General features: G+C 72.7%; 17 protein-coding genes. 12 read left to right on the forward strand and 5 right to left on the reverse strand.

Annotated elements, in window-relative coordinates; translation table 11 throughout:
- The first annotated feature begins 61 nt into the window (after positions 1–61).
- The 9 genes from ACFQQL_RS05030 to ACFQQL_RS05070 all read left to right on the forward strand — a co-directional run bounded on the left by ACFQQL_RS05030 (position 62) and on the right by ACFQQL_RS05070 (position 8,649).
- The gene (locus ACFQQL_RS05030; RefSeq protein ID WP_382391875.1) at positions 62–925 is read left to right on the forward strand and encodes a glycosyltransferase family 2 protein; all 864 of its coding nucleotides are present in this window, start codon (positions 62–64) and stop codon (positions 923–925) included.
- Between the two features lie 81 nt (positions 926–1,006).
- Positions 1,007–2,080 (forward strand): hypothetical protein, encoded by a 1,074-nt coding sequence (locus ACFQQL_RS05035; RefSeq protein WP_382391877.1) that lies wholly within the window; start codon positions 1,007–1,009, stop codon positions 2,078–2,080.
- Positions 2,077–2,487, forward strand: coding sequence for a hypothetical protein (locus tag ACFQQL_RS05040; protein ID WP_382391879.1), 411 nt, complete (start codon positions 2,077–2,079; stop codon positions 2,485–2,487). Before ACFQQL_RS05035 ends, ACFQQL_RS05040 begins: the two co-directional genes overlap by 4 nt.
- Positions 2,488–2,516: 29 nt before the next feature.
- Positions 2,517–3,749: a polysaccharide biosynthesis protein gene (locus ACFQQL_RS05045; RefSeq protein ID WP_382391881.1), complete on the forward strand. Its 1,233-nt coding sequence runs from the start codon at positions 2,517–2,519 to the stop codon at positions 3,747–3,749.
- The gene (locus tag ACFQQL_RS05050; protein WP_382391883.1) at positions 3,746–5,584 is read left to right on the forward strand and encodes a hypothetical protein; all 1,839 of its coding nucleotides are present in this window, start codon (positions 3,746–3,748) and stop codon (positions 5,582–5,584) included. Before ACFQQL_RS05045 ends, ACFQQL_RS05050 begins: the two co-directional genes overlap by 4 nt.
- The gene (locus tag ACFQQL_RS05055; protein ID WP_382391885.1) at positions 5,581–5,820 is read left to right on the forward strand and encodes a hypothetical protein; all 240 of its coding nucleotides are present in this window, start codon (positions 5,581–5,583) and stop codon (positions 5,818–5,820) included. The genes ACFQQL_RS05050 and ACFQQL_RS05055 overlap by 4 nt, the downstream gene beginning before the upstream one ends.
- Before the next feature lie 10 nt (positions 5,821–5,830).
- A complete protein-coding gene (locus ACFQQL_RS05060; protein WP_382391887.1) occupies positions 5,831–6,739 on the forward strand; it encodes a glycosyltransferase family 2 protein in 909 nt (302 codons plus the stop codon).
- A gap of 143 nt (positions 6,740–6,882) precedes the next feature.
- On the forward strand, positions 6,883–7,752 hold the full coding sequence (locus ACFQQL_RS05065) for a hypothetical protein (RefSeq protein WP_382391889.1): 870 nt from the start codon (positions 6,883–6,885) through the stop codon (positions 7,750–7,752).
- A gap of 6 nt (positions 7,753–7,758) precedes the next feature.
- Complete coding sequence (locus ACFQQL_RS05070; protein ID WP_382391891.1) at positions 7,759–8,649, forward strand: sulfotransferase domain-containing protein; 891 nt, start codon at positions 7,759–7,761, stop codon at positions 8,647–8,649.
- A 15-nt stretch (positions 8,650–8,664) separates the two neighbouring features.
- Here the strand turns inward: ACFQQL_RS05070 and ACFQQL_RS05075 are convergent, their stop codons facing one another.
- The 5 genes from ACFQQL_RS05075 to ACFQQL_RS05095 form a co-directional block, all read right to left on the reverse strand.
- A complete protein-coding gene (locus ACFQQL_RS05075) occupies positions 8,665–9,636 on the reverse strand; it encodes a hypothetical protein (protein WP_382391893.1) in 972 nt (323 codons plus the stop codon).
- 309 nt (positions 9,637–9,945) lie between these two features.
- The gene (locus tag ACFQQL_RS05080; protein ID WP_382391895.1) at positions 9,946–13,002 is read right to left on the reverse strand and encodes a glutamate-1-semialdehyde 2,1-aminomutase; all 3,057 of its coding nucleotides are present in this window, start codon (positions 13,000–13,002) and stop codon (positions 9,946–9,948) included.
- A gap of 18 nt (positions 13,003–13,020) precedes the next feature.
- Positions 13,021–14,046 (reverse strand): NAD-dependent epimerase/dehydratase family protein, encoded by a 1,026-nt coding sequence (locus ACFQQL_RS05085; protein WP_382391897.1) that lies wholly within the window; start codon positions 14,044–14,046, stop codon positions 13,021–13,023.
- 49 nt (positions 14,047–14,095) lie between these two features.
- The gene (locus ACFQQL_RS05090) at positions 14,096–14,878 is read right to left on the reverse strand and encodes a sugar phosphate nucleotidyltransferase (protein ID WP_382391899.1); all 783 of its coding nucleotides are present in this window, start codon (positions 14,876–14,878) and stop codon (positions 14,096–14,098) included.
- On the reverse strand, positions 14,875–16,125 hold the full coding sequence (locus ACFQQL_RS05095; RefSeq protein ID WP_465254022.1) for a methyltransferase domain-containing protein: 1,251 nt from the start codon (positions 16,123–16,125) through the stop codon (positions 14,875–14,877). Before ACFQQL_RS05095 ends, ACFQQL_RS05090 begins: the two co-directional genes overlap by 4 nt.
- Positions 16,126–16,580: 455 nt before the next feature.
- On the opposite strand from ACFQQL_RS05095, the gene ACFQQL_RS05100 reads away from it, so the two are divergent.
- Genes ACFQQL_RS05100 through ACFQQL_RS05110 form a run of 3 tightly spaced genes read left to right on the forward strand, consistent with a single transcriptional unit; the run spans position 16,581 to position 19,593 of the window.
- The gene (locus ACFQQL_RS05100; RefSeq protein ID WP_382391903.1) at positions 16,581–17,255 is read left to right on the forward strand and encodes a response regulator transcription factor; all 675 of its coding nucleotides are present in this window, start codon (positions 16,581–16,583) and stop codon (positions 17,253–17,255) included.
- 11 nt (positions 17,256–17,266) lie between these two features.
- On the forward strand, positions 17,267–18,631 hold the full coding sequence (locus ACFQQL_RS05105; protein WP_382391905.1) for a sensor histidine kinase: 1,365 nt from the start codon (positions 17,267–17,269) through the stop codon (positions 18,629–18,631).
- Positions 18,628–19,593 carry a TAXI family TRAP transporter solute-binding subunit gene (locus ACFQQL_RS05110; RefSeq protein ID WP_382391907.1) on the forward strand — a complete coding sequence of 322 codons (966 nt, stop codon included), beginning with the start codon at positions 18,628–18,630 and terminating at the stop codon, positions 19,591–19,593. The genes ACFQQL_RS05105 and ACFQQL_RS05110 overlap by 4 nt, the downstream gene beginning before the upstream one ends.
- Positions 19,594–19,603: the final 10 nt, after the last annotated feature.

Raw genomic sequence — 19,603 nt, forward strand, 5'->3', positions numbered from 1 at the left:
CCGCACCACCGTCGCCGCGGGTGACGGCGCGGGACGAGGGTCCAGATCCAGGGGGGAACTTGTGACCACGACCTACGGCACCGCCGTCCAGCCGATGCGTTCGGTGGACGATCTCGACTCGACCCGCACGCCACGCGTACGCGACGACGCGCTCGACGTGAGCGTGGTCATCCCGACCATGAACGAGGCGCTCAACATCGCCGAGGTGCTCAAGGTGATGCCGCCCGTCGCCGAGCTCATCGTGGTGGACTCCGAGTCCACCGACGGCACCGTCGAGGCGGTGCTCGAGCAGTGGCCGGACGCCGTCATCATTCGTCAGGGCCGCAACGGCAAGGGCGCCGCCATGCGCGCCGGCTTCGCCGCGGCGAGCCGCGAGAACATCGTGGCCATCGATGCGGACGGCAGCATGGATCCGCGCGAGATTCCCGCGTTCATCGCGATGTTCGAGCGCGGGTTCGACGTCGTGAAGGGCTCGCGGGCCGCCTGCGGAGGCGGCTCGACCGACCTCACCCCCCTCCGCGCGGCTGGGAACCGCGGCCTGTGCACGCTGTACAACGTCGCCTTCCGGTCCAACATGTCCGACCTGTGCTACGGCTTCATCGGCTTCCGCCGTCGAGTCCTTCCGTCGCTCGCGCTGTACGCGGACGGCTTCGAGATCGAGGCGCAGATCCTCTGCCACGCCCAGCTCGCCGGGATGCGCATCGCCGAGGTGCCGTCCCTGGAGCTCGACCGCATCCACGGGGAGACGAACCTGCGCACCTGGAGCGACGGCTACCGGGTGCTCAAGGCCATCCTCCGCTCCCGGTTCGCCTCAGGCCGCGAGATCTGGCGATTCCGTGACGTCGAGCGCCGAGAGAGCGAGGCGCTCGCGGGTGTCCCGCGCGGGGACCGGCTCCGGCTCGCGGCACCCACCCTCACGCCGTGAGCACGAGTCTGGACCCGCTGACCCGCACCGTCCTTCGACGCACCCTCGTGGTGGCGCTGCCGACCCGGTGAGGAGGAGACCATGACCGAGCTGCATGCCCTCGCATCGGCGCGGCCGTCCAACGAGGACACCCCCTCGACGGCGACCACGGGCACCGCACGGCCCACCTGGTTCGACATCCACGGGTACGCGACCGTCGCGGTCGAGTCCAACACGCCGGCCGAGCATCTCTTCCGGGAGAAGCTGCTGCCGTTCCACGCCGCACCACCCTCCGGGGCGCGGCCGGACATCGCGGTCGGCCTCGGATCGAGCGTCCGGCTGCGTGCCCACGGCGGCCCGCGCGACGCGTTGCGGATCACCGACGGCGGCGTGGACGCGCTCGCTGGCCGGGTGCACGTGCGGCGCGTCGGCGACCGTTTCGACCTGAGCGGTCGCGGCGAGCTCGTCACCGCGGTGCTTCCTCTGGTCGATGCGGTGGCGGCGGGGCGTGGTGCCGCCCTGGTCCGCGGCGCGAGCTTCGCCGTCGGAGGGCGTGGCCTCTTCATCCCCGCCTGGGGCACCGCGGCCCGTGCCGCAGTCGTCGCGAGCATGCTGGCGTCCGAGCACGTGGCCCTCATGGGCGACGACTGGGCGTTCCTGGGAGCTGACGGGCGCCTGCTCGGGTACGCGGGCCAGATGATGCTGGAGCAGTCCGATCGGGCGTACTTCCCGCACCTGTTCGCGCCCCGGTCCCCGGCCGGCCGCCTCGCCGACCGGGCTCTGCGGTTCACGAACGGCCGGACCGACGGCGTGGTCGTCCACCCGCGGACGTTCCTGCCGGCGGAGAAGGTCGCGGCCAGCGCACCGCTCGCCGCGGTGTGCCTCGTCGAGCCGTGGGACGGGCCCCACCTCGAGCTCGTCCGGCGGGACACCGACGGGGTGGTGCGGCGCATCCTGGGCAACGTGGTCGCCCGGCTTCCGGAGCCCTCTCGCCTGGTGCTGACCAGGCTGGCCGAAGCCGGCCTGATCGGGCTTGACGAGCACTTCGGTGCCAAGGGTGAGGTCCTGCGCCGTGCACTCGAGGGCGTCACGCCGACCGCACTCCGCGTCCCTGCCGCGTGGCCGGCGCGGCGGGCGGCCCACGCGATCGCCGAGCGCGCGGTGGACCTGCTGTGAGCGCGGCGGCGCCGCGGCCCGCCGATCTCGCCCCCGGCCCGGCCGTCGACCGGCCCGGCGAGGCGCCCCGGCACGTCACGCTGGCGCTGCTCGTGGTGACCCTGGCGACGGTTGCGCTGAGCGTCACCGACGGCCCGCCGTCGGCGCGGCTGCCCCTCCTGCTGGTGTTCGTGTGCACGGCGCCGGGTTGGGTGCTCTTCGCGCGCGCCCAGGACCCCGCGCCCCGCCGGTGGACGGTGGTGATCGCCGCGAGCGTCGCGATCTCGATCCTGCTCGCCATGGTCATGCTGCTCACGAACTGGTGGGAGCCGGCGGCCGTCATGCTGGCGCTGGAGGTGCTCACCGCCGTCGGCCTCGTGATCCGTCTGGCTCGGCGCCGCGACCGGCGCTCGGGTGACACCTCGTGACGGCGACGGCGACCGCCCGGGAGGAGACCGTGTCTGCGCGGCGGGGCGGCGGCCGCGGGGGCATGTTCGCGGATGGTGCGGCCCTCGGCGGGAGCGCCACCGTCACCGCCCTCGCCGGACTGCTCGGCTGGCTGATCGCCGCGCGGATGCTCCCGCAGGCCCAGGTCGGTGAGGCCTCCGGTTTCGTCAACGCCTTCAAGATGGTCGCCGCGATCTCCGAGCTCGGCCTGGCGTTCGGGCTGCTGCGCTGGCTGCCCCGAGCGGGTTCCGCCGGGGCCACCCTGGTGACGCGGTGCTTCGTCGTGACGGTCGCCCTCGGCCTGGTGGTGGCCGCCGTGTGGTTCCTCGTCCAGCCGGGCACCATCCCGGCCGCCTCCGAACCGCTGCCGTGGCTGGCGGCAGGGGGCCTGTTCGTGCTCGGCGCCGTCTCCTGGGCGCTGTTCAGCTTGCAGGACGACGCGCTCACCGGCCTCGGGTGGGCGCGGTGGGTCCCGGTCGAGAACGTCACGTTCGCCGTCGTCCGCATCGGGCTGCTGGTGGCTCTGGCGCCCCTGCTCGGCGCGCTCGGCATCGTCCTGTCCTGGGTGGTGCCGGTGGTCATCGGCGTGGTCGTCGTGACCACCCTCATGCTTCGCCGGGCCCGCCGCGCCACCGGGCCCGCGCTGCTGCCGGGCCGCCAGGAGGTGGCAGGCCTCGTCGGGCCGGCGTACACCGCGCACCTTGCCGTGTCGGTCGCCGGCAACGTCATCCCCCTGGTGGCGATCGCACGGTTCGGCACCGAGGTCGGCGCTGCGTTCTTCGTGGTGTGGACCGGCCTGCAGGCCCTCGAGTTCGCCACCACCGGGTTCGGCAACTCGCTCGCCATCCGGATCGCCGCGGACGCGGACGACCGCCGCGGCCTCATCCGCCACCTCGCCGTCCGGGTGGCCATGGTCCTGGTGCCCACGCTCGCCCTGGCCGCGCTGCTCGCCGACGTGATCATGGGCCTGTTCGGCGCGAGCTACCTCTCGATGACGCCACTGCTGCGCTGGGTGCTGCTCGGCTTCGCCGCGCGTGCGGCGGTGCTCATCGTCGTCGCCGTGCACACTGGCGCCGGTCGCGGGTTCCGCCTCGGGCTGCTCCACGTGGTGAACGCCGCGGGGCTCATGGTCGCGGCCTTGGTGACGCCGGACGTCACCACGATCGGCGTGCTGTACGTCTGCTGGCAGGTCCTGTGCGCCGTCGGCGCGGCCGTCGACCTGGCGAGGGTCGAACGACGATGAGCACCGGACTGGACGAGCAGCGCGTGACGCTGGGTGATCTGTTCCCCGAGCGCGGGACCGCCCCGCCGAACGGTGCGCCCACCCCGCAGGACCGTCACGAGCGGCGGCGGGAGCTCGCGCACCTGCTGAAGGACCTGGCACCCGCGGCGCTGGTCCTCCTCGGGGTGCTGCTGTGGGCCGTGGGGCTGGAGCCGGTGGACCCGGACACGCTCGACGGCTACGGCCTGATCACGAAGCTGTCCCCGGTGTGCCTGACCGGCATCGTGCTGGTCGGTGCCGCCGGGGCGTGGGAGCTCTTCGGGCAGCGACGCACGATCGTGCTCGCCCTCGCCACGATCGGGCTCTGGCTCTCCGTCTCGGCCACGCAGCCGCTGGTCTACGGTCCCGCGCGCCTGCCGTGGGGATGGATCCATGCCGGCTTCTCCGAGCACATCGGGATGACCGGGGACGTGATCCACAACTTCGACATCCGGTTCTCCTGGCCGGCCATGTTCACCGTCACCCAGATGTGGGCCGAGGCGGCCGGCCTGGAACGCGTGGACCGGATGATCGAGCTGGCGCCCGTGGCCTTCACCGGGATCGCCGCCCTCGGCGTTGGCGCGCTCGCGCAGGCGGTGGCCGGTCCGGGCCGTGTCGCGTGGCTGGCGGTCTGGCTCTTCCTGGCCGCCAGCTGGACCGAGCAGGACTACTTCTCGCCGCAGGCGCTCACCTACTGCCTGTACGTCGCCGGTCTCGCGATCATGGTCTCCGACCTCACCAGTCCCGGCCCCGCCACCGGCGGCCGGATCCTGCCCTGGCGCCGCTCGGTGCCGCCGACGACGCCGGGCACCCGCATCCGCGCGCACGTGCTCCTGCTGCTCCTCGCGGTCGCGCTGGCCCCGACGCATCAGCTCTCGCCGTTCGTCCTCGCCGGCATGGCCCTGGTCCTGCTGCTGTTCGGGCGGCTCTCCAGTGCCTGGCTGCCGATCATGCTGCTCTCTGCGCCGACCGTGTGGTTCTTCCTCGGCGCGCGGGAGACCTGGGTCAACGAGCTCGAGAAGATCGTCGGCGGCATCGGTGACTTCGGCGGGTCTCTGAACGCCGGCGTCACCGACCGGGTCTCGGGCGACCTCGGTCATCAGGTCATCACCTCCGGGCGGATCGGGGTCTTCCTGCTGGTGGGCCTGATCGCGTTCGTCGGCTGGCTCGTGCTGCGCCGCGCGGCGCACCGGACGTGGGCGCTCCCGGTGCTGGCCGGTTCGACGTTCCTCATCGCGGCCGTCCAGCCGTACGGCGGCGAGATCTTCATGCGGTGCTACCTCTTCTCGCTGCCGTGGCTGGCGATCGGCATCGGCTACGCCCTCGAGGCGCTCAGGTCGCGCGCCGTCCTCGCTCGAGTCGTCTCGGCGGTCCTCGTCGGCGCGCTCGCGGTGAGCTGCCTCGCCTTGCGGGGCGGCAACGACGCGTGGCTCACCTTCACCGACGGTGACCTGGCGGTCATGGACGTCGCGTACGGCCAGGCACGGGAGGGGGAGACGATCGTCGTGCTGCGGTGGTCCACCCCGCTGCAGATGGCCGCGGCCGCGGACGTCCCGCAGCGCGGCATGGACGAGCTCGACTCGGAGGAGCGCCCCTGCGTCACGGAGGAGCAGATGGTCGCGTGCCTCGAGCAGGACGAGGTCGAGTACGTGGTCATCACCCCGCAGCAGGACCGCGAAGGGGTCATCCTCGACGGTATGGAGCCGGGCTGGACCGGCCAGGTCGCCGACGGGCTCCTCGCCCACGGCTACCGGGTGGTCTACGAGCACGACGGACGGCTGCTGCTCGCGCGTGAGGACCGGGAGGCCGGCCCATGATGTGGACCGCCGTGCTCGGGGCCATCACGTGGATCGCCTTCCTCGTGGCCTGCCTCACCCGGGTCGTGCTGGCCGAGCGGTCCGCCGGGACGGGCGGTGCCGACGAGCGCACGCCGCTGCCGCGCCGGTCGGCGGCGGTGCGCCGGCTCGACGTCGCCATCGCGTTCCTCACCGTGGCGTGCCTCGCGTCGCTGTTCGGTCACTTCTTCCAGGTGCTGTCCGATGTCGCGAGCTGAAGGGGGAGCGGTGCACGCACCGACCGTCTCGATCGTCATCCCGATCCACAACGGCGAGCGATTCCTGCGGGCCACGCTCAGCAGCGTCCTCGCCCAGTCCGGTGTCGACTTCGAGGTGGTGGCGGTCAACAACGCCTCGACCGACGCCACGGCTGCCGTCCTGGCCGAGTGGGACGATCCGCGCCTCCGCGTGCTCACCACCACCACGCTGCTGCCGCTGGCGCAGAACTGGCGGTTCGCGATGTCCCACGCGCGGGGCGACTTGGTCAAGGTGGTGTGTGCCGACGACCTGATCTACCCGGGCATGCTCGCGACCCAGGCGGCGATGCTCACCGAGCATCCTGCGCTGGCGGTCGTCGCCTGCCGGCGCGACTTCATCGACGAGCACGGCCGGACGCTGCAGGCGGCCCGAGGGCTGTACGGGCTCACCGGTTGGCGGACCGGCGCCGAGGTGGTCCGCCAGGTGGTGACCCTGGGCATCAACCCGATCGGGGAGTCCGCAGGAGTGATGTTCCGGCGGGACGACTACGAGACCGTCGGCGGGTTCGACACCCGGCGCACGTTCCCGATGGACATCGACCTGTGGCTCCGCCTGCTCGAGCGCGGCCACCTGTACGGGCAGGCGGAGAGCCGGGCGGCGTTCCGCCTGTCCACGGCGGGTCTCTCGGCGGCACACTCCAGGCACCAGCACGCCGAGAACACCGCGTTCGCCACGGAGGCTGCCGCGCACTGGAACGTCTCGTCCGTCCAGCGCGGGCTCGGCCGCGTGCTCCAGCCGCTCGCCTGGTGGGCATGGGCGCTACGGGCACGACTGTTCGGCGCCGTGACCGGCCTGCGGCGCAGCCACAGGGAACCGGCGGCCATCCCATCGCCGCCCTCCCTCCGCACCGAGCCGACGGCGGAGTCCGCGCCACGGTGAGCACGGCGGCTGGCAGCACACCCACCACCCATCGACCAGGAGAGGCGAACGGAGCCATGCCCCGCTACGAGACAGCACAACGGGACCACAGCCGCTCGACGCGCACGCGTCCTGCTCCGGGGCGGGGGGCGTACGTCCTCGGCATGCACCGGTCCGGGACGTCCGTCGTCACCGGTGTGCTCGACCGCCTCGGGCTCGACGGTGGGCCCCGCGACCTGATGCTCGACGGCGACCGGTTCAACGCCGACGGGTACTGGGAGCAGCGGCCACTCGTGGAGCTGCACCGGGCGATCCTGCGCCGTGAACGGGGTTTCGCCTCGGCACCACCGAAGGAACCGATGTGGTACTCGGCCCGTTCGCGGGAGCTGGCCGCCCGCGGCATCGACCAGGTGCTGTCCGTCTTCGCGGACCGGCCGTGGTTCCTCAAGGATCCCGCGCACTGCCTGTTGCTCGATCTGTGGGACGACCATCGCGGCCTCGGTGACCTCGCCGTCGTGGTGAGCCGAGCCCCCCGGCACGTGGCACGCTCGCTCCGGCACCGGAACCGCTACAGCGAGGCGATGGCGCTCGGCCTGTGGGAGCGGTACAGCCGCGCAACGCTCGGCAACCTCGCCGGGCGGGCCTGCCATTTCGTCCGTTACGAGGACCTGCTCGAGGACCCGCACGGCACCGTCGCGGATCTGGCCGCCACGCTGAACGAGGTGTTCGGTATGGACCTCGGCCCCGAGATCGTCACGCATGCGGCGGAGCTGGTGCGGCCGTCCGACCGGGCCTCCAGCTCGAGCGCGACGGCCGTGGCGAACGCCCCGCTGGCACGGGAGCAGTCCGAGCTGGACGAGATCCTGACCGGACTGCGCGGTTACCACCGGCGCTTCGGTGGCGTGGTTCTCCCCGCACCCAGTTCCGTGGGGGTCCGTGCGCTCGAGCGTCGGCGTCGCCTCCTGCTCCTGGCGACATCCGTCGTCACTCTCGACCTCGACCGCTCGGCGCGGCTGGACCGCCGGGGGCGATGAGGAACGATGCTGCTGGAGTTCGAGCGGACGGCGAAGCGGATCCTCCAACCACTCACCTCGCCGGGCACCCGGCGCCGCATCATCGCCGCGCGTGACTCGGCGGTGGGTCTGGTCGCCGGGGGTCGAAGCCGGCTGCCGGGGGAGCGTCAGCTACCCGGCCTGCTCATCGCCGGCGCTCAGAAAGCTGGAACGACATATCTCGACCGGCAGCTCGCGCGGCACCCGGAGATCGGCGTCCCACTCACCAAGGAGCTCCACTTCTTCGACGATCGGCATCACCGTGGTCCGGCGTGGTACGGCGGGCACTTCGCGCGACGTGGGCGGTACCGGCTGACCATCGAGGCGAGCCCGGGGTACATGTTCCACCCGCACGCGCCCGGCCGGATCGCCGCGACGTTGCCGGAGGTCCGGGTGGTGCTCCTGCTGCGGGATCCCCTGCGGCGGGCGCACTCGCACTACCTCCATGAGCGCCGGCTCGGCTTCGAGACCGCGTCGACGTTCGAGGAGGCGATCGACCTCGAGCCGGCGCGGGTCGAGCCGGATCTGCGCCGCATCGAGCAGGACGAGTCGGCGGTCGGGTTCGCCTGGCGCCACTGCTCCTACCTCTCCCGCGGGCACTACCTCGATCAGGTGCGCCGCTGCCACCGGGCGCTCGGCCGGGACCGCGTCCTGGTGCTCAGATCCGAGGACATGTACGCCCGGCCCGCCCAGACGGTGGCACGGGTCGTCGAGTTCGCCGGGTTGGAGCCATGGGTTCCGGAACGGTTCGCTCCGAACGACATGGCGGCCACGGGTGGACCCAGGCTGGCCGGGGCCACCCGGGAACGCCTTGCCGAGTACTTCCGGCCGCACAACGAGGCGCTCGCCGAGTATCTCGGCACCGACGTGTGGTGGTGACCTCGCCGAGGTGACTCAGCGGCCGGCGCGCGTGATCCCCGACTCGCCGGCCACCAGCAGCAGGGCGAGCAGCGCGAGCCCGGCGACCCCGAGGCCGGAGTAGGCGACGTCACCGCCGCCGGGCGGTGCGACCGTGATCGGGTTCGCCGCGGGGCCGGTCGCGGAGACGTGGCCGTCGACGGCCGGCGCGGAGACCAGCTCGTCGAGGAGGTCGAAGTCTGCGACCCCGGTGACCTCGACGGTGTCGCCCGGGTGGGCGGCGGCCCTGCCCGTCGCGGCCGCCCACCCGCTCGCGGTCGCGGCGGTGTCATGGACGCAGTCCTGGACCTCTGCATGGCCTGGCGGCCCGTCGGTGGCGCCGGAGCCGGCCGCCGGGCGGCTGGACGCGCCGTCGTCCGTGCCGGGGGCGCTGCCTCCCCCGGGAGTGGGATCAGTGCCTCCCCCGGGGCCGGGTAGATCACCGGGCGGGGTCACACCCGGGTCCGGATCCGGCTCGCGCGGCGGCTCGTCCGGGGTGACCTCGCGCGGCGGCTCGTCCGGGATGACCGGGTCGACGATCTCCTCCGGGTCGGAGGCCGGGCCGTCGTCCCCCAGTACGTCATCCACGACGCCGCCCTCGCCGGCGACGTTCTCGACCGCACCTGCCGCGTCGCCGTCGGCGATGTTCTCCACGGCATCACCCACGTCCTCGGTGACGCCGTCCGTCACGCCGCCCGGCCCGACCAGCTTCTCGACCGCACCATCCTCCCCGGCAACACCCTCGACCGCTCCGCCGACGTCGCCGCTCGTGAGGCTCTCGACCGTGCGACGGACCCCTCCTTCGGGGCCGACCACGTTGTCCACCAGGCCGTTCTCCCCGGCCACGCCGGGGACGAGGTCCGAGGGTGCGGCGGCGTGCGCGGCGCCGCCCATGAGCAGCAGCGCGCCTGTGAGCAACACGGTCGAGAGCACCCGCGTGACCCGCGTGCGGTGTGTTCGCATGATCATGGGCTCCTGACTGGGGGGTGAACTCCGCCCAGGACGGACGGTGGGGGCAAGAACCGGGAGGGGTCGGCCGTCCACCCCTCAGTCAGGAGCGGCGGAGACCTCGGGCAGCGCCTCGAGGTGGCCCGGCGTGCGCGCCGGGATGGGCAGGCTGAACGGATGATGCCCGAGTGCCCCCGACCCGTTCATCTCGACCCCCTGCGTCCGATCTGGCCTGCCTTCGTCACGCTAGCCGCGGCCCGGGCGCGCGGTACTCGCAGTTGATGAAGTTCTGATCTTGGCGATCCGCCGCGAAACGGCACATTCCCACGGTCAGCCGCGGACGCGGCGCGGCGCCGCCAGCGACCGCAGGGCGGGTGCGACGGCACGCCCCGCCAGCACCGTCTCGGGGCCGTCCGAGAGCGCCCGGGCGTAGTCCGGCAGGGCCCGCGTGAAGGCACGGGCGGTATGGTCCACCTCGGCCGGGCCGTGCGCGGCCGAGGTGACGAGCGACTGTCCGAGCACCCCGTTCGTGAGAAGGCCGGCGAGCAGCACGGTGCGCATCGCCTGGCTGGGGCGGCCGTCCGCGTCGAGGGTGGCGAACATCAGGCACGCCGGGTGCCCGGTGATTCTGACGTGGTCCGTCAGCCCGGCATCCGCGACGACGGCGGTGAGGGCATTGCGAAGCTCCTCCCCGGTCCGGTGCAGCGCGGCCAGTGGCTCGTGGTCGCGGTGCTCGGCGAGCACCGCGCGAAGCGCAGCGAGACCCACCGACTCCGGCCCGTAGGTGGTGGACAGCAGGAAGGAGCGGGGCTGGTCGGTTCGCAGACCGCCGAGCTCCATGAGGTCGGCCCGCCCGGTCAGGGCGGAGATCGCGTAGCCGTTGCCGATGCCCTTGCCCCAGCAGGCCAGGTCGGGGGTGACGCCGCTGAGCGCCTGCACCCCGCCGGCGGCCCACCGGAAGCCGGTGATGATCTCGTCGAAGATCAGCACCACGCCGTGGCGCCGGCAGAGCGCGCGCACGCCCTCGAGGTACCCGGGCGGCGGTTCGGCGGTCGCGGTGGCGGGCTGCATGACGACCGCGGCGAGCTCCTCGCCGTGGGCGTCCAGCAGCTCCTCGAGCGCCTGCAGGTCTCCGTACGGGAACAGGGTCCCGGCCGCCCGGGACGCCGCCGGGACGCCGCGGTCCATCGGGGTGTGCGCGATGAACCAGTCGTCCACCGAGAAGAAGCTCTGGTCGCAGATCGCGATGCGGTCGCGCCCGGTCGCGGCCCGCGCCAGGCGCACCGCCGCGGTGGTGACGTCCGAGCCGTTCTTGGCGAACTTGACCTGGTCCGCACCGGGGACCTGGTCCAGGAACTCCTCGGCCGCGGCGAGCTCCAGGGTGGACGGGCGGGAGAAGTTGACCCCGTCGCCCAGCACTCGCGCGACGGCGGCGTCCACCCCGGGGTGTGCGTGACCGAGGGTCACCGCGCGCAGGCCGCTGCCGTACTCGACGTAGCAGTTGCCGTCCACGTCCCACACCAGCGCGCCCCGCCCACGCACCAGCACAGGCGCCATGCCGTCGGGGTACTGGTCCTCGCCGCGGGCATAGGTGTGCGCACCGCCCGGCACGAGCGTGTGCAGCCGCCGCTGGGCAGCGGTCGACCCGGTGAACCGGCGCACGTGCCGGCTCGGAGCGCCGATCGTCGGGGAGTCCGGCCGGTGGGCAACCAGCCGGCCGGCCAGCTCGGGGACGGTGTCCGTGAGCTCCTCGAGGAGGTCCTCGAGGAGGACGAGGACCTCGTCCGGGCGTCGCGCCACGAGCTCCTCAGGGCTGATCACCGGGATCTCGGTGCCGGGCAACAGCCTCCCCTGCTTGTCCGGCGAGGCGTCGGCGACGGCGGGAAGCAGGTCGGGACCGACGCCCGCGAGACGGAGCAACGTGATGGCCCGGGACGCTGCCGCATACCCGAGCACGGACGTCCCGCGGTCGCGGGCGGCGCGCAGATGGTCCGCCAGCGCACGCGCGCCGTCGCGTGCGGCGCGGTCCAGCACGCGCAGCCCGCCCGGCGTGGTGAGCCCCGCCCGCTCGTCGGCCGCCAGCAGGGCGGTCAGCTCGGACGGTGCCGGATGGTCCGCCGGGAGGTCGACGGCGCGCCGGGCCGCCAGCACCACCGTCTCGCCGTACAGCGGGTAGGACCGGGCCCACACCGCTGTCAGCCCCGTGCGGTGCAGGAGGCGCGTCAACGCCGTGGTGGACCAGTACGCGTAGTGGCCGTGGCGCAGGTCGTTCCACTGCCGACCCGCGACGATCCCGGCGAGGCTGTGGACCTGGAGCACCAGCAGCCCGCCCTGGCGCAGCGCGGCGGCGCGGGCGGCCAGCGCGGCGGCCTGGTCGGGCTCGTGCATGAGGCCGAACGAGTCGATCACCAGGTCCGCGGCAGCGTCGACGGCGCGCAGCCCGCGATCCTCCAGGAGAGGCAGCCAGGACCCGCCGTGCGGCGAGGGGAACTCGCGCACGGCCGGGTCGCCGTCGGCCGGGAGCAGCCCGTCGGCCGCGAGGTCGGCGACCACGCGCCGGGCCTGCTCGCGCAGCGCGCGCGGCTCGGCGCCCGGTGTCTCCTCACCCGCTGTGTCCTCGCCCGGCGGTTCGCCGCCGGCGTCCGCGAGCTGGGCGAGGCCGCAGCGGGTGCAGCACCACATGGCGAGCGGCGCCGTCGGGGGTGTCGGGGCGTCCGGCAGCGGGAAGGCCTTCGCGTCCGGCTGCGCGCCGAGGTCGAGGACCACGTCCGACGGGCCGCCGGGCGCGCCGCAGGCGCGGCAGGTCCGCGGCTCGGGCCGGACCGGGGACTCCGGGGACGCCGGGAGCGCCGCGACGAGCTCGGACCAGGACCCGGCGGCCGCGTCACGGGGACTGAGCCGGGCCGTGCCCGGCCGCCAGGGGATCGCGAGCTCCGGGTCGTCGTGGCACACGGCGACGTCCTCGCCCGGGTCGTGCGGGCGGTCGATGCGGTAGCAGACGTCGGCCGGGCCGTCGGAGAGCACCTGGAACCCGTGCAGCATCCCGGCGGGGATCCACAGCGCCCGCATCGAGACGTCGTCGAGCTCGACCGCGAGGTGCCGGCCGAAGGTCGCCGAGCCCGGCCGCGCGTCCACCACGACGTCGAGGATCCGGCCGCGGGCGCATCGGACCAGCTTGGCCTCGCCGTCGCCGCGGCGGCCGTGCAGTCCGCGGATGACGCCCGGTTCGCTGCGCGACTGCGAGTCCTGGCAGTCGGGTCCGGGGTGGATGCCGTGCTCGGCGGCTGCGGCGGCGTCGAAGGTCCGGGTGAAGAGGCCGCGGTCGTCCCGGTGCACGGCCGGGGTCAGCAGCAGCACCCCGTCCAGCTCGGTGGTGGTGATCTCCATCCCGTTGCCGTCCGGGGACTAGGCGGCGGGGCGGAAGGCGTCGTCGAGGCGTCCGGCACCACGCTGCCGCTGCAGCACGGCCAGCCGGACGAAGTCGTGGTCGAATCCCTCCGTGGTCAGGCCGTGGCGGGTGTACGCGTCCACCAGCTCGCGGGCGCCGTCGGCGGCGCTCCACCGGCAGCGGAACCCGGGCAGCGCCGCCCGGAGGGCCGAGAAGTCCACGCGGTACGAACGCGGGTCGGGTCCGGCTTCCCCGGTGATCTCGAGCGTCGCCCCGGGCACGGCGTCCACGACGATCTCGGCGATCTGCGCGACGGTGAGGTTGTTCGTCTCGTCGCCGACGTTGAAGGCGCGCGCCCCGACGACGGCCGGGTCGGCGTCGAGCATGCGGGTGAAGGCCTCGGCGACGTCGGCGGCGTGCACCAACGGCCGCCAGGGCGTGCCGTCAGACAGCACCCGCACGCGCGAGGTGAGCACGGCGTGGCCGACGAGGTTGTTCAGCACGATGTCTGCCCGTAGCCGCGGAGAGAACCCGAATGCCGTCGCGTTGCGTAGCGACGTCGGGACGAAGTCGGCGTCGGCGAGCCTCGCCAGCTCCGCCTCGACGCTCACCTTGCTGATGGCGTACGGGGTGAGCGGCGCGAGCGGGGCGTCCTCCGTGACCGGGACCGTGGTGTCGGCGGCGCCGTACACCGAGCAGGTCGAGGCGTAGAGGAACCTGCGGACGCCCGCCTGCTTGGCAAGCCGGGCGAGCCGGGTCGAGGCGTCCCGGTTGATCGCGTAGGTGCGTTCCGGCTCCAACGACCCGAGCGGGTCGTTGGACAGCGCGGCGAGGTGGATCGCGGCCTCGAAGCCGTCCAGGTCGGCCTCCTGCACGTCCCGGACGTCGCGGCGGCGCGTCGGCGGGTCGGCCGGGGCGGGCCCCAACACCTGCTCCGCGAACAGCCCGCTGTCCAGGCCGGTCACCTCGTGACCGGCGGCCTGCAGCGCCCCGCTCATCACGGTCCCGAGGTACCCCTGGTTCCCGGTCAGCAGCACACGCATGACAGTCCCTCCGTCCTCCCCGGCCGGCCGCGGTCCCCGCGCGGCGGCATCAGCGCTGTCCCGGCAGCGCCCACGGGCGCTCGCCCGAGCTCCACAGGCGGTCCAGCTCCGCGCGCTCCTTGAACGTGTCCGCGGGCTTCCAGAATCCGTCGTAGGGCTGGGCCATCAGCAGGCCTCGCTCCGCCAGCCGCGGGCAGGTGTCCTCCATCATGTCCTCCTCGGGCCGCAGCCAGTCGAAGATGCCGGGCCGCATGATCAGGTAGCCGCCGTTCTCCCGGAGCGGCATCTGCGACACCGGCGTCACGTCGGTGACCGTGGTCCCGTCCTCGCCGACGCCGAGCACGTGGAACGACTGCTGCGGCGGGACGGCGAGCATGGACAGCAGGGCGTCCGGGTGGGCCGCGAACCGCTCGAGCATCGGCTCCAGCGGCGCGTTGCACAGGACGTCGGCGTAGTTCGCCAGGAAGAGCTCCTCGCCGGCGAGGAGGTCGCGGACGGCCAGCAGCCGCTGGTTCAACGTGCTCTCCAGGCCGGTGTGCACGAAGTGGATCGTCCAGTCGGAGATGTCCGTCGAGGTGAGCTCGACCTCGCCCCGGCGCAGGACGAAGTCGTTCGACGTGGTCTCGTTGTGCTCGAGGAAGAACCGGGTGATGTGCTCGGCGCCGTAACCCAGGCACAGCACGAACTCCGTGTGCCCGTGATGGGCGTAGTAGCTCATCACGTGCCACAGCAGCGGCATCGGCCCGACGAGCTGCATCGGCTTCGGGATCCGGTCCTCGCTGCCACCCCGCATCCGCATCCCGTAGCCGCCGCAGAACAGGACGACCTTCATGCGGCCCCCTCGATCGCAGCCGCGCCCGGATCGATGACCGTGAGCCGCGGCTGGGCGAACACGAGGCGGCCGCCCCATCGCCCTACGCCGGACAGCTGGCCGGTGATCTCCTCGCGCAGGTTCCACGGCAGGACGAGGATGAGGTCCGGCCGCTCCTGCTCGATCCGGTCGACGTCCACGACCGGTATGCGGGTCCCCGGTGCGTAGCGGCCGTGCTTGTACGGGTTCTTGTCGGCGATCCAGGCGAGCAGATCGGGCCGCACGCCCGCGTAGTTCAGGAGTGTCTGGCCCTTGCCCGCCGCGCCGTACCCGACCACCCGCTGACCCGCGGCGCGGGCGTCCAGCAGCAGGCGGAGCAAGCCGTCCCGGATCTGCCCGACGGCTGGGGCGAGTCCCTGGTACCCGGCTGGTGTGTCGAGCCCGGCGGTCCGCTCCAGTTGCCTCACCCGGGCGACGGCGCCGCTCACCGGGACGTCGGAGGCCGCCGGGACGGCCCACAGCCGGATCGAGCCGCCGTGCGTGGGCAGCAGCTCGACGTCTACCAGGCGCAGCCCGGCGACGGCGAGGGCGCGCTCGGCCGCGAGCACCGTCCAGTACTGGAAGTGCTCGTGGTAGATGGTGTCGAACTGGGCGTCGCGGACCAGGCTCAGTGCGTGGTGCACCTCGATCGAGATCCTCCCGTGCTCCGCGACCAAGGTGGCGAGCGCGCGGGTGAAGCCGACCACGTCGGGTACGTGCGCCCAGACGTTGTTGGCGATCACGAGGTCGGCCGGCCCGTGCTCGGCGCGCACGCGCTCCGCCGTCGCCTTGTCCAGGAAGGCGGTGTGCACGGGCACGCCACGCCGGCGCGCGGCGTCGGAGCAGTTCTCGCTGGGCTCGATGCCGAGACACCGGATGCCGCGAGCGGCGACGTGCTGGAGCAGGTAGCCGTCATTGGCGGCGACCTCGACCACGAACGCGTCCGCCGGGAGAAGCTCGCGGGCGGCCCGCTCCACGAAGCGACGCGCGTGCGCGACCCACGATGAGGAGAAGGAGGAGTAATAGGCGTAGTCGGTGAAGTTGTCCGCGGGTGAGAGCAGCGGCGGGATCTGCAGCAGCAGGCAGTCGGCGCACAGCCGGAGGTGCAGCGGCAGGCCCGGCTCCGGCTCGTCGAGCTGGTCCGCCGTCATGAATCGCTGGCACGGCGGCGCTGCGCCGAGATCGAGAACGCTCCGCAGGTCCGCGCGCCCACAGAGGCGACACGTCAGGCCGGCAGGTGCAGGTGTCATGGTCGCGCCTTCCCCCCAGATGGCATGCACCACGGCGGCCGCGTTGCCGATCGGTTCGGCGCGGTCCGCCGGCCTCCCGGAGCCCGGGACGCACGACCACGATGCGGCCGAACTCCCCGAGCATCGGGTCCGCTGCGGCCGAGTTGAGCAAGTTCAGAGGCGTGATGTCGCGGCGCGGTGGGACCGTGAGTGCTCCTGTCACCAGGCAGACTGCGGCCCTCACGCCGGTGTGCGAGGAGGTCAGGTCTGTGAGATAGACCTCAAATCCACCTCAAGCGGTGATCAGGGGGGTGCCATTTCGCCCGAGATGTGTTCGGCTTCACTCACGGAGTGGGGGCACTCCGACCTGGATACCCTGGGAGTTGTGTAGGAGATGATGCGAACCGATCCACCAGGCCGCGAGCGTGCCCCTCACGAACTCGAGGAGTGCGCGCATGCAGTTGATGGTGGTCGAGGACGATGAGCAGGTATCGAAGGCTCTCGTCGCAGTACTGGACAGACAAGGCTTCGACGTGGTCAAGGCACGCGACGGAGCCAGCGCACTGGCAACCCTGACGCCCGCTACCGACCTGGTGCTGCTCGATCTCGGGCTGCCCGACATGGACGGTTTCGAGGTCTGTTGGCGGATCCGCAAGATGTCGGACGCGCCGGTCATCATGGCGACCGGCCGGAGCCCGGTCCACGCCCGGGTCAAGGGTTTCGAGCTTGGTGCCGACGACTACGTGACCAAGCCGTACGACCTTCGCGAGATCCTGGCGCGGGTCGAGGCGGTGCTGCGCCGTCGGCGCAGGGAGACCGACGAGGCTCTCGACGGCCCCGTGGTGGTCGACGGCGTCACGATCGACCTGGCGACGCGCCGGGTCCTCCGTCCGGACCGTAGCGAGGTCGCCCTGACCCGCAAGGAGTTCGACATCCTCGGCCTGCTCGCGCAGCGCCGCGGGTCGGTCGTGCGGCGCGAGCGGCTCCTGCGCAACGTGTGGGGATCCGGTTGGAAGGGTCTGGAGCGGACGCTCGAGGTGCACGTGGCGTCCCTCCGGCGCAAGCTCGGCGAGCACGCCCTGGTCGAGACGGTGCGTGGTGTCGGCTACCGGCTCGCCACCACCGAGTAGGCCGGCGCCGGATGCGTCGCCGACTCGCGCAGTTCCTCTATGTCCCGAGCGTGGCGCTTCTGGCCGTGCTGGGGCTCGCGTACGCCTGCAGCGTGGCGCAGGCGAACCAGCAGGAGGCCCACCTCGAGCGGCTGCGTGATGCGGCGTACCTGGCCCTCGTCGCGCGTCAGTCACTCGTGGACCGTGACACCTCGATCGTGTCCGACGACCTGGAGCGCTACCGCGAGGTGTACGGGATCGGCGCCGCGGTCCTGGACTCCTCGGGTGAGACGTGGGCGAGCAACGGGCTCGATGCCGCGGGCGTCGAGGAGGCCGAGGCCGCGCTCGCCGGTCGCCGGAGCCACCCGCACGGGCACGTGCTTCCGTGGCAGATCGAGCACGTCGTGGTCGCGGAGCCGGTCTTCGTCGGCGGTGACGTCGCCGGAGCGGTGGTCATCGTCGCCGACGCCGACGCACTCTCGCGCGATGCGTGGATCCACGTCGGCCTGCTGATCGCCGGTGCCGCCGGGGCCCTGCTGCTGGCGGGCTGGGTCGCCGGGCGCATCGCGGACTGGGTGCTGCGTCCGGTCCGGTCGGTGGAGGCCGCCATGTGGGAGATCGGCTCCGGGGACCTCGCGGCACGAATCCCGGCGTCCGTCGGGCCGCCCGAGATCGGCGGCGTCGTCGAGCGGTTCAACGAGATGGCGGACAAGGTGGAGACGCTGGTCCAGCGGCGTCAGGAGTTCGTCTCGAACGTCTCGCACGAGCTGCGCACTCCGCTGAGTGGCGCCTTGCTGCGTATCGACGAGCTGCAGGCGTCGCTGCCTTCCGAACACACCGTCGAGGTGGAGGAAGTCCGCTCGGAGGTGCTGCGGATCGCTCGCACCCTCGACGAGATGCTGCGGCTCGCCGACGATGCGATGCCGGACCACGAGACCGAGCAGGTCGACGTGCAGGAGCTGGTCCGACACCGTGCCGAGGACTGGCGTCGACTCGTCGGGGGACGTGAGATCACCGTCACCACGCCGACGTTGGAGCCCTCGTGGGCAATGATCAACCGGACGGCCGTGGAGGCGGCACTCGACGCGATCATCCACAACGCGGTCAAGTACTCGCCGGACAGCACCCCCGTGGAGATGGCGGTGGACACGGCCGGCGGCCTGATCGAGGTGACCGTGCGCGACCACGGCACCGGTGTCCCGCCGGACGAGCTCGAGAAGATCACCGAGCGCGCATGGCGCAGCCCGTCGCATGCCGACGTGCGCGGCACCGGTCTCGGGCTGTCGATCGCGGCCGAGCTTCTGGCGACGAACGGTGGATCGCTCGAGCTGAGACTGCCGCGCGACGGCGGCCTGCTCGCCTGTCTGCGCATTCCGACCTGGGAGGTGACGGCGTGAGCCGGCCACGCAGAATCGTCGTCGCGCTGCTTGCGTTGGCGGCGGTGGCGCCCATCCTCGGCTGTGACCGTGGCGAGAACGAGGAGCTTCCTGATCCGCTGGTCATCTCGGCCGGGAGCCCCTCCGGGATCTACCACGGCTACGGGGAGCGGCTCGGCGACGAGATGGCGTCGGCTCTCGATCTCGAGGTCGAGGTGCTGCCGACCGACGGGTCGGTGGACAACCTGCAGGATCTCGCCGACGGCAGGGCCGACATCGCCTTCAGTACGGTGGACGCCGCAGCGGACGCGGTTGCCGGCGTGGGCGACTTCGACGAGCCGCTCGAGGTCTCGGCACTGGCACGGATCTACGACGACTTCGTCCATCTCGTCGTTCTCGACGACTCGGCGGTGCGATCGGTCCGCGACCTGCGGAACCGGACGGTCTCGCTCGGTGCCTCCGGCTCGGGCACCGCGGTCATCGCGGACCGGCTGCTCGCCGCCGCCGAGCTGCCGCGCTCGCAGGTCGACGTGCGGATGCTCGGCCTGACCGAGTCCGTCGCGGCCCTGCGACGCGGCGAGGTCGATGCCTTCTTCTGGTCGGGCGGGCTCGGTACACCGGGGCTGTCCGAGCTGGCCGACGAGGTGCCGATCCGGCTGGTGCCGCTGGCCGGCGCCGTCCGGTCATTGCGTGCCGAGCACCGCAGCGGCTACCGCCACGGCAGGATCCCGGAAGGCACGTACGGACTCACCGAGGACGTCGCGACCGTCGCGGTCCCGAACGTCCTCATGGTTCGCAACGACCTTCCCGCGCCGGTGGCGGAACGGGTGCTGGCGACCGTGTTCGACGCCGGCGGGCGGATCGCGTCCGACGTGCCCGCAGCGACACTGCTGGATCCGGTGAAGGCGATCTTCACCGAGCCGGTGGACCTGCACCCCGGTGCGGTCACCTACTACCGGGACGCCCAGGGCCTGTCGGGCTGAACCCGGCCCG

This window comes from Georgenia alba (assembly GCF_042665525.1).
GTDB classification, from domain to species: domain Bacteria; phylum Actinomycetota; class Actinomycetes; order Actinomycetales; family Actinomycetaceae; genus Allobogoriella; species Allobogoriella alba.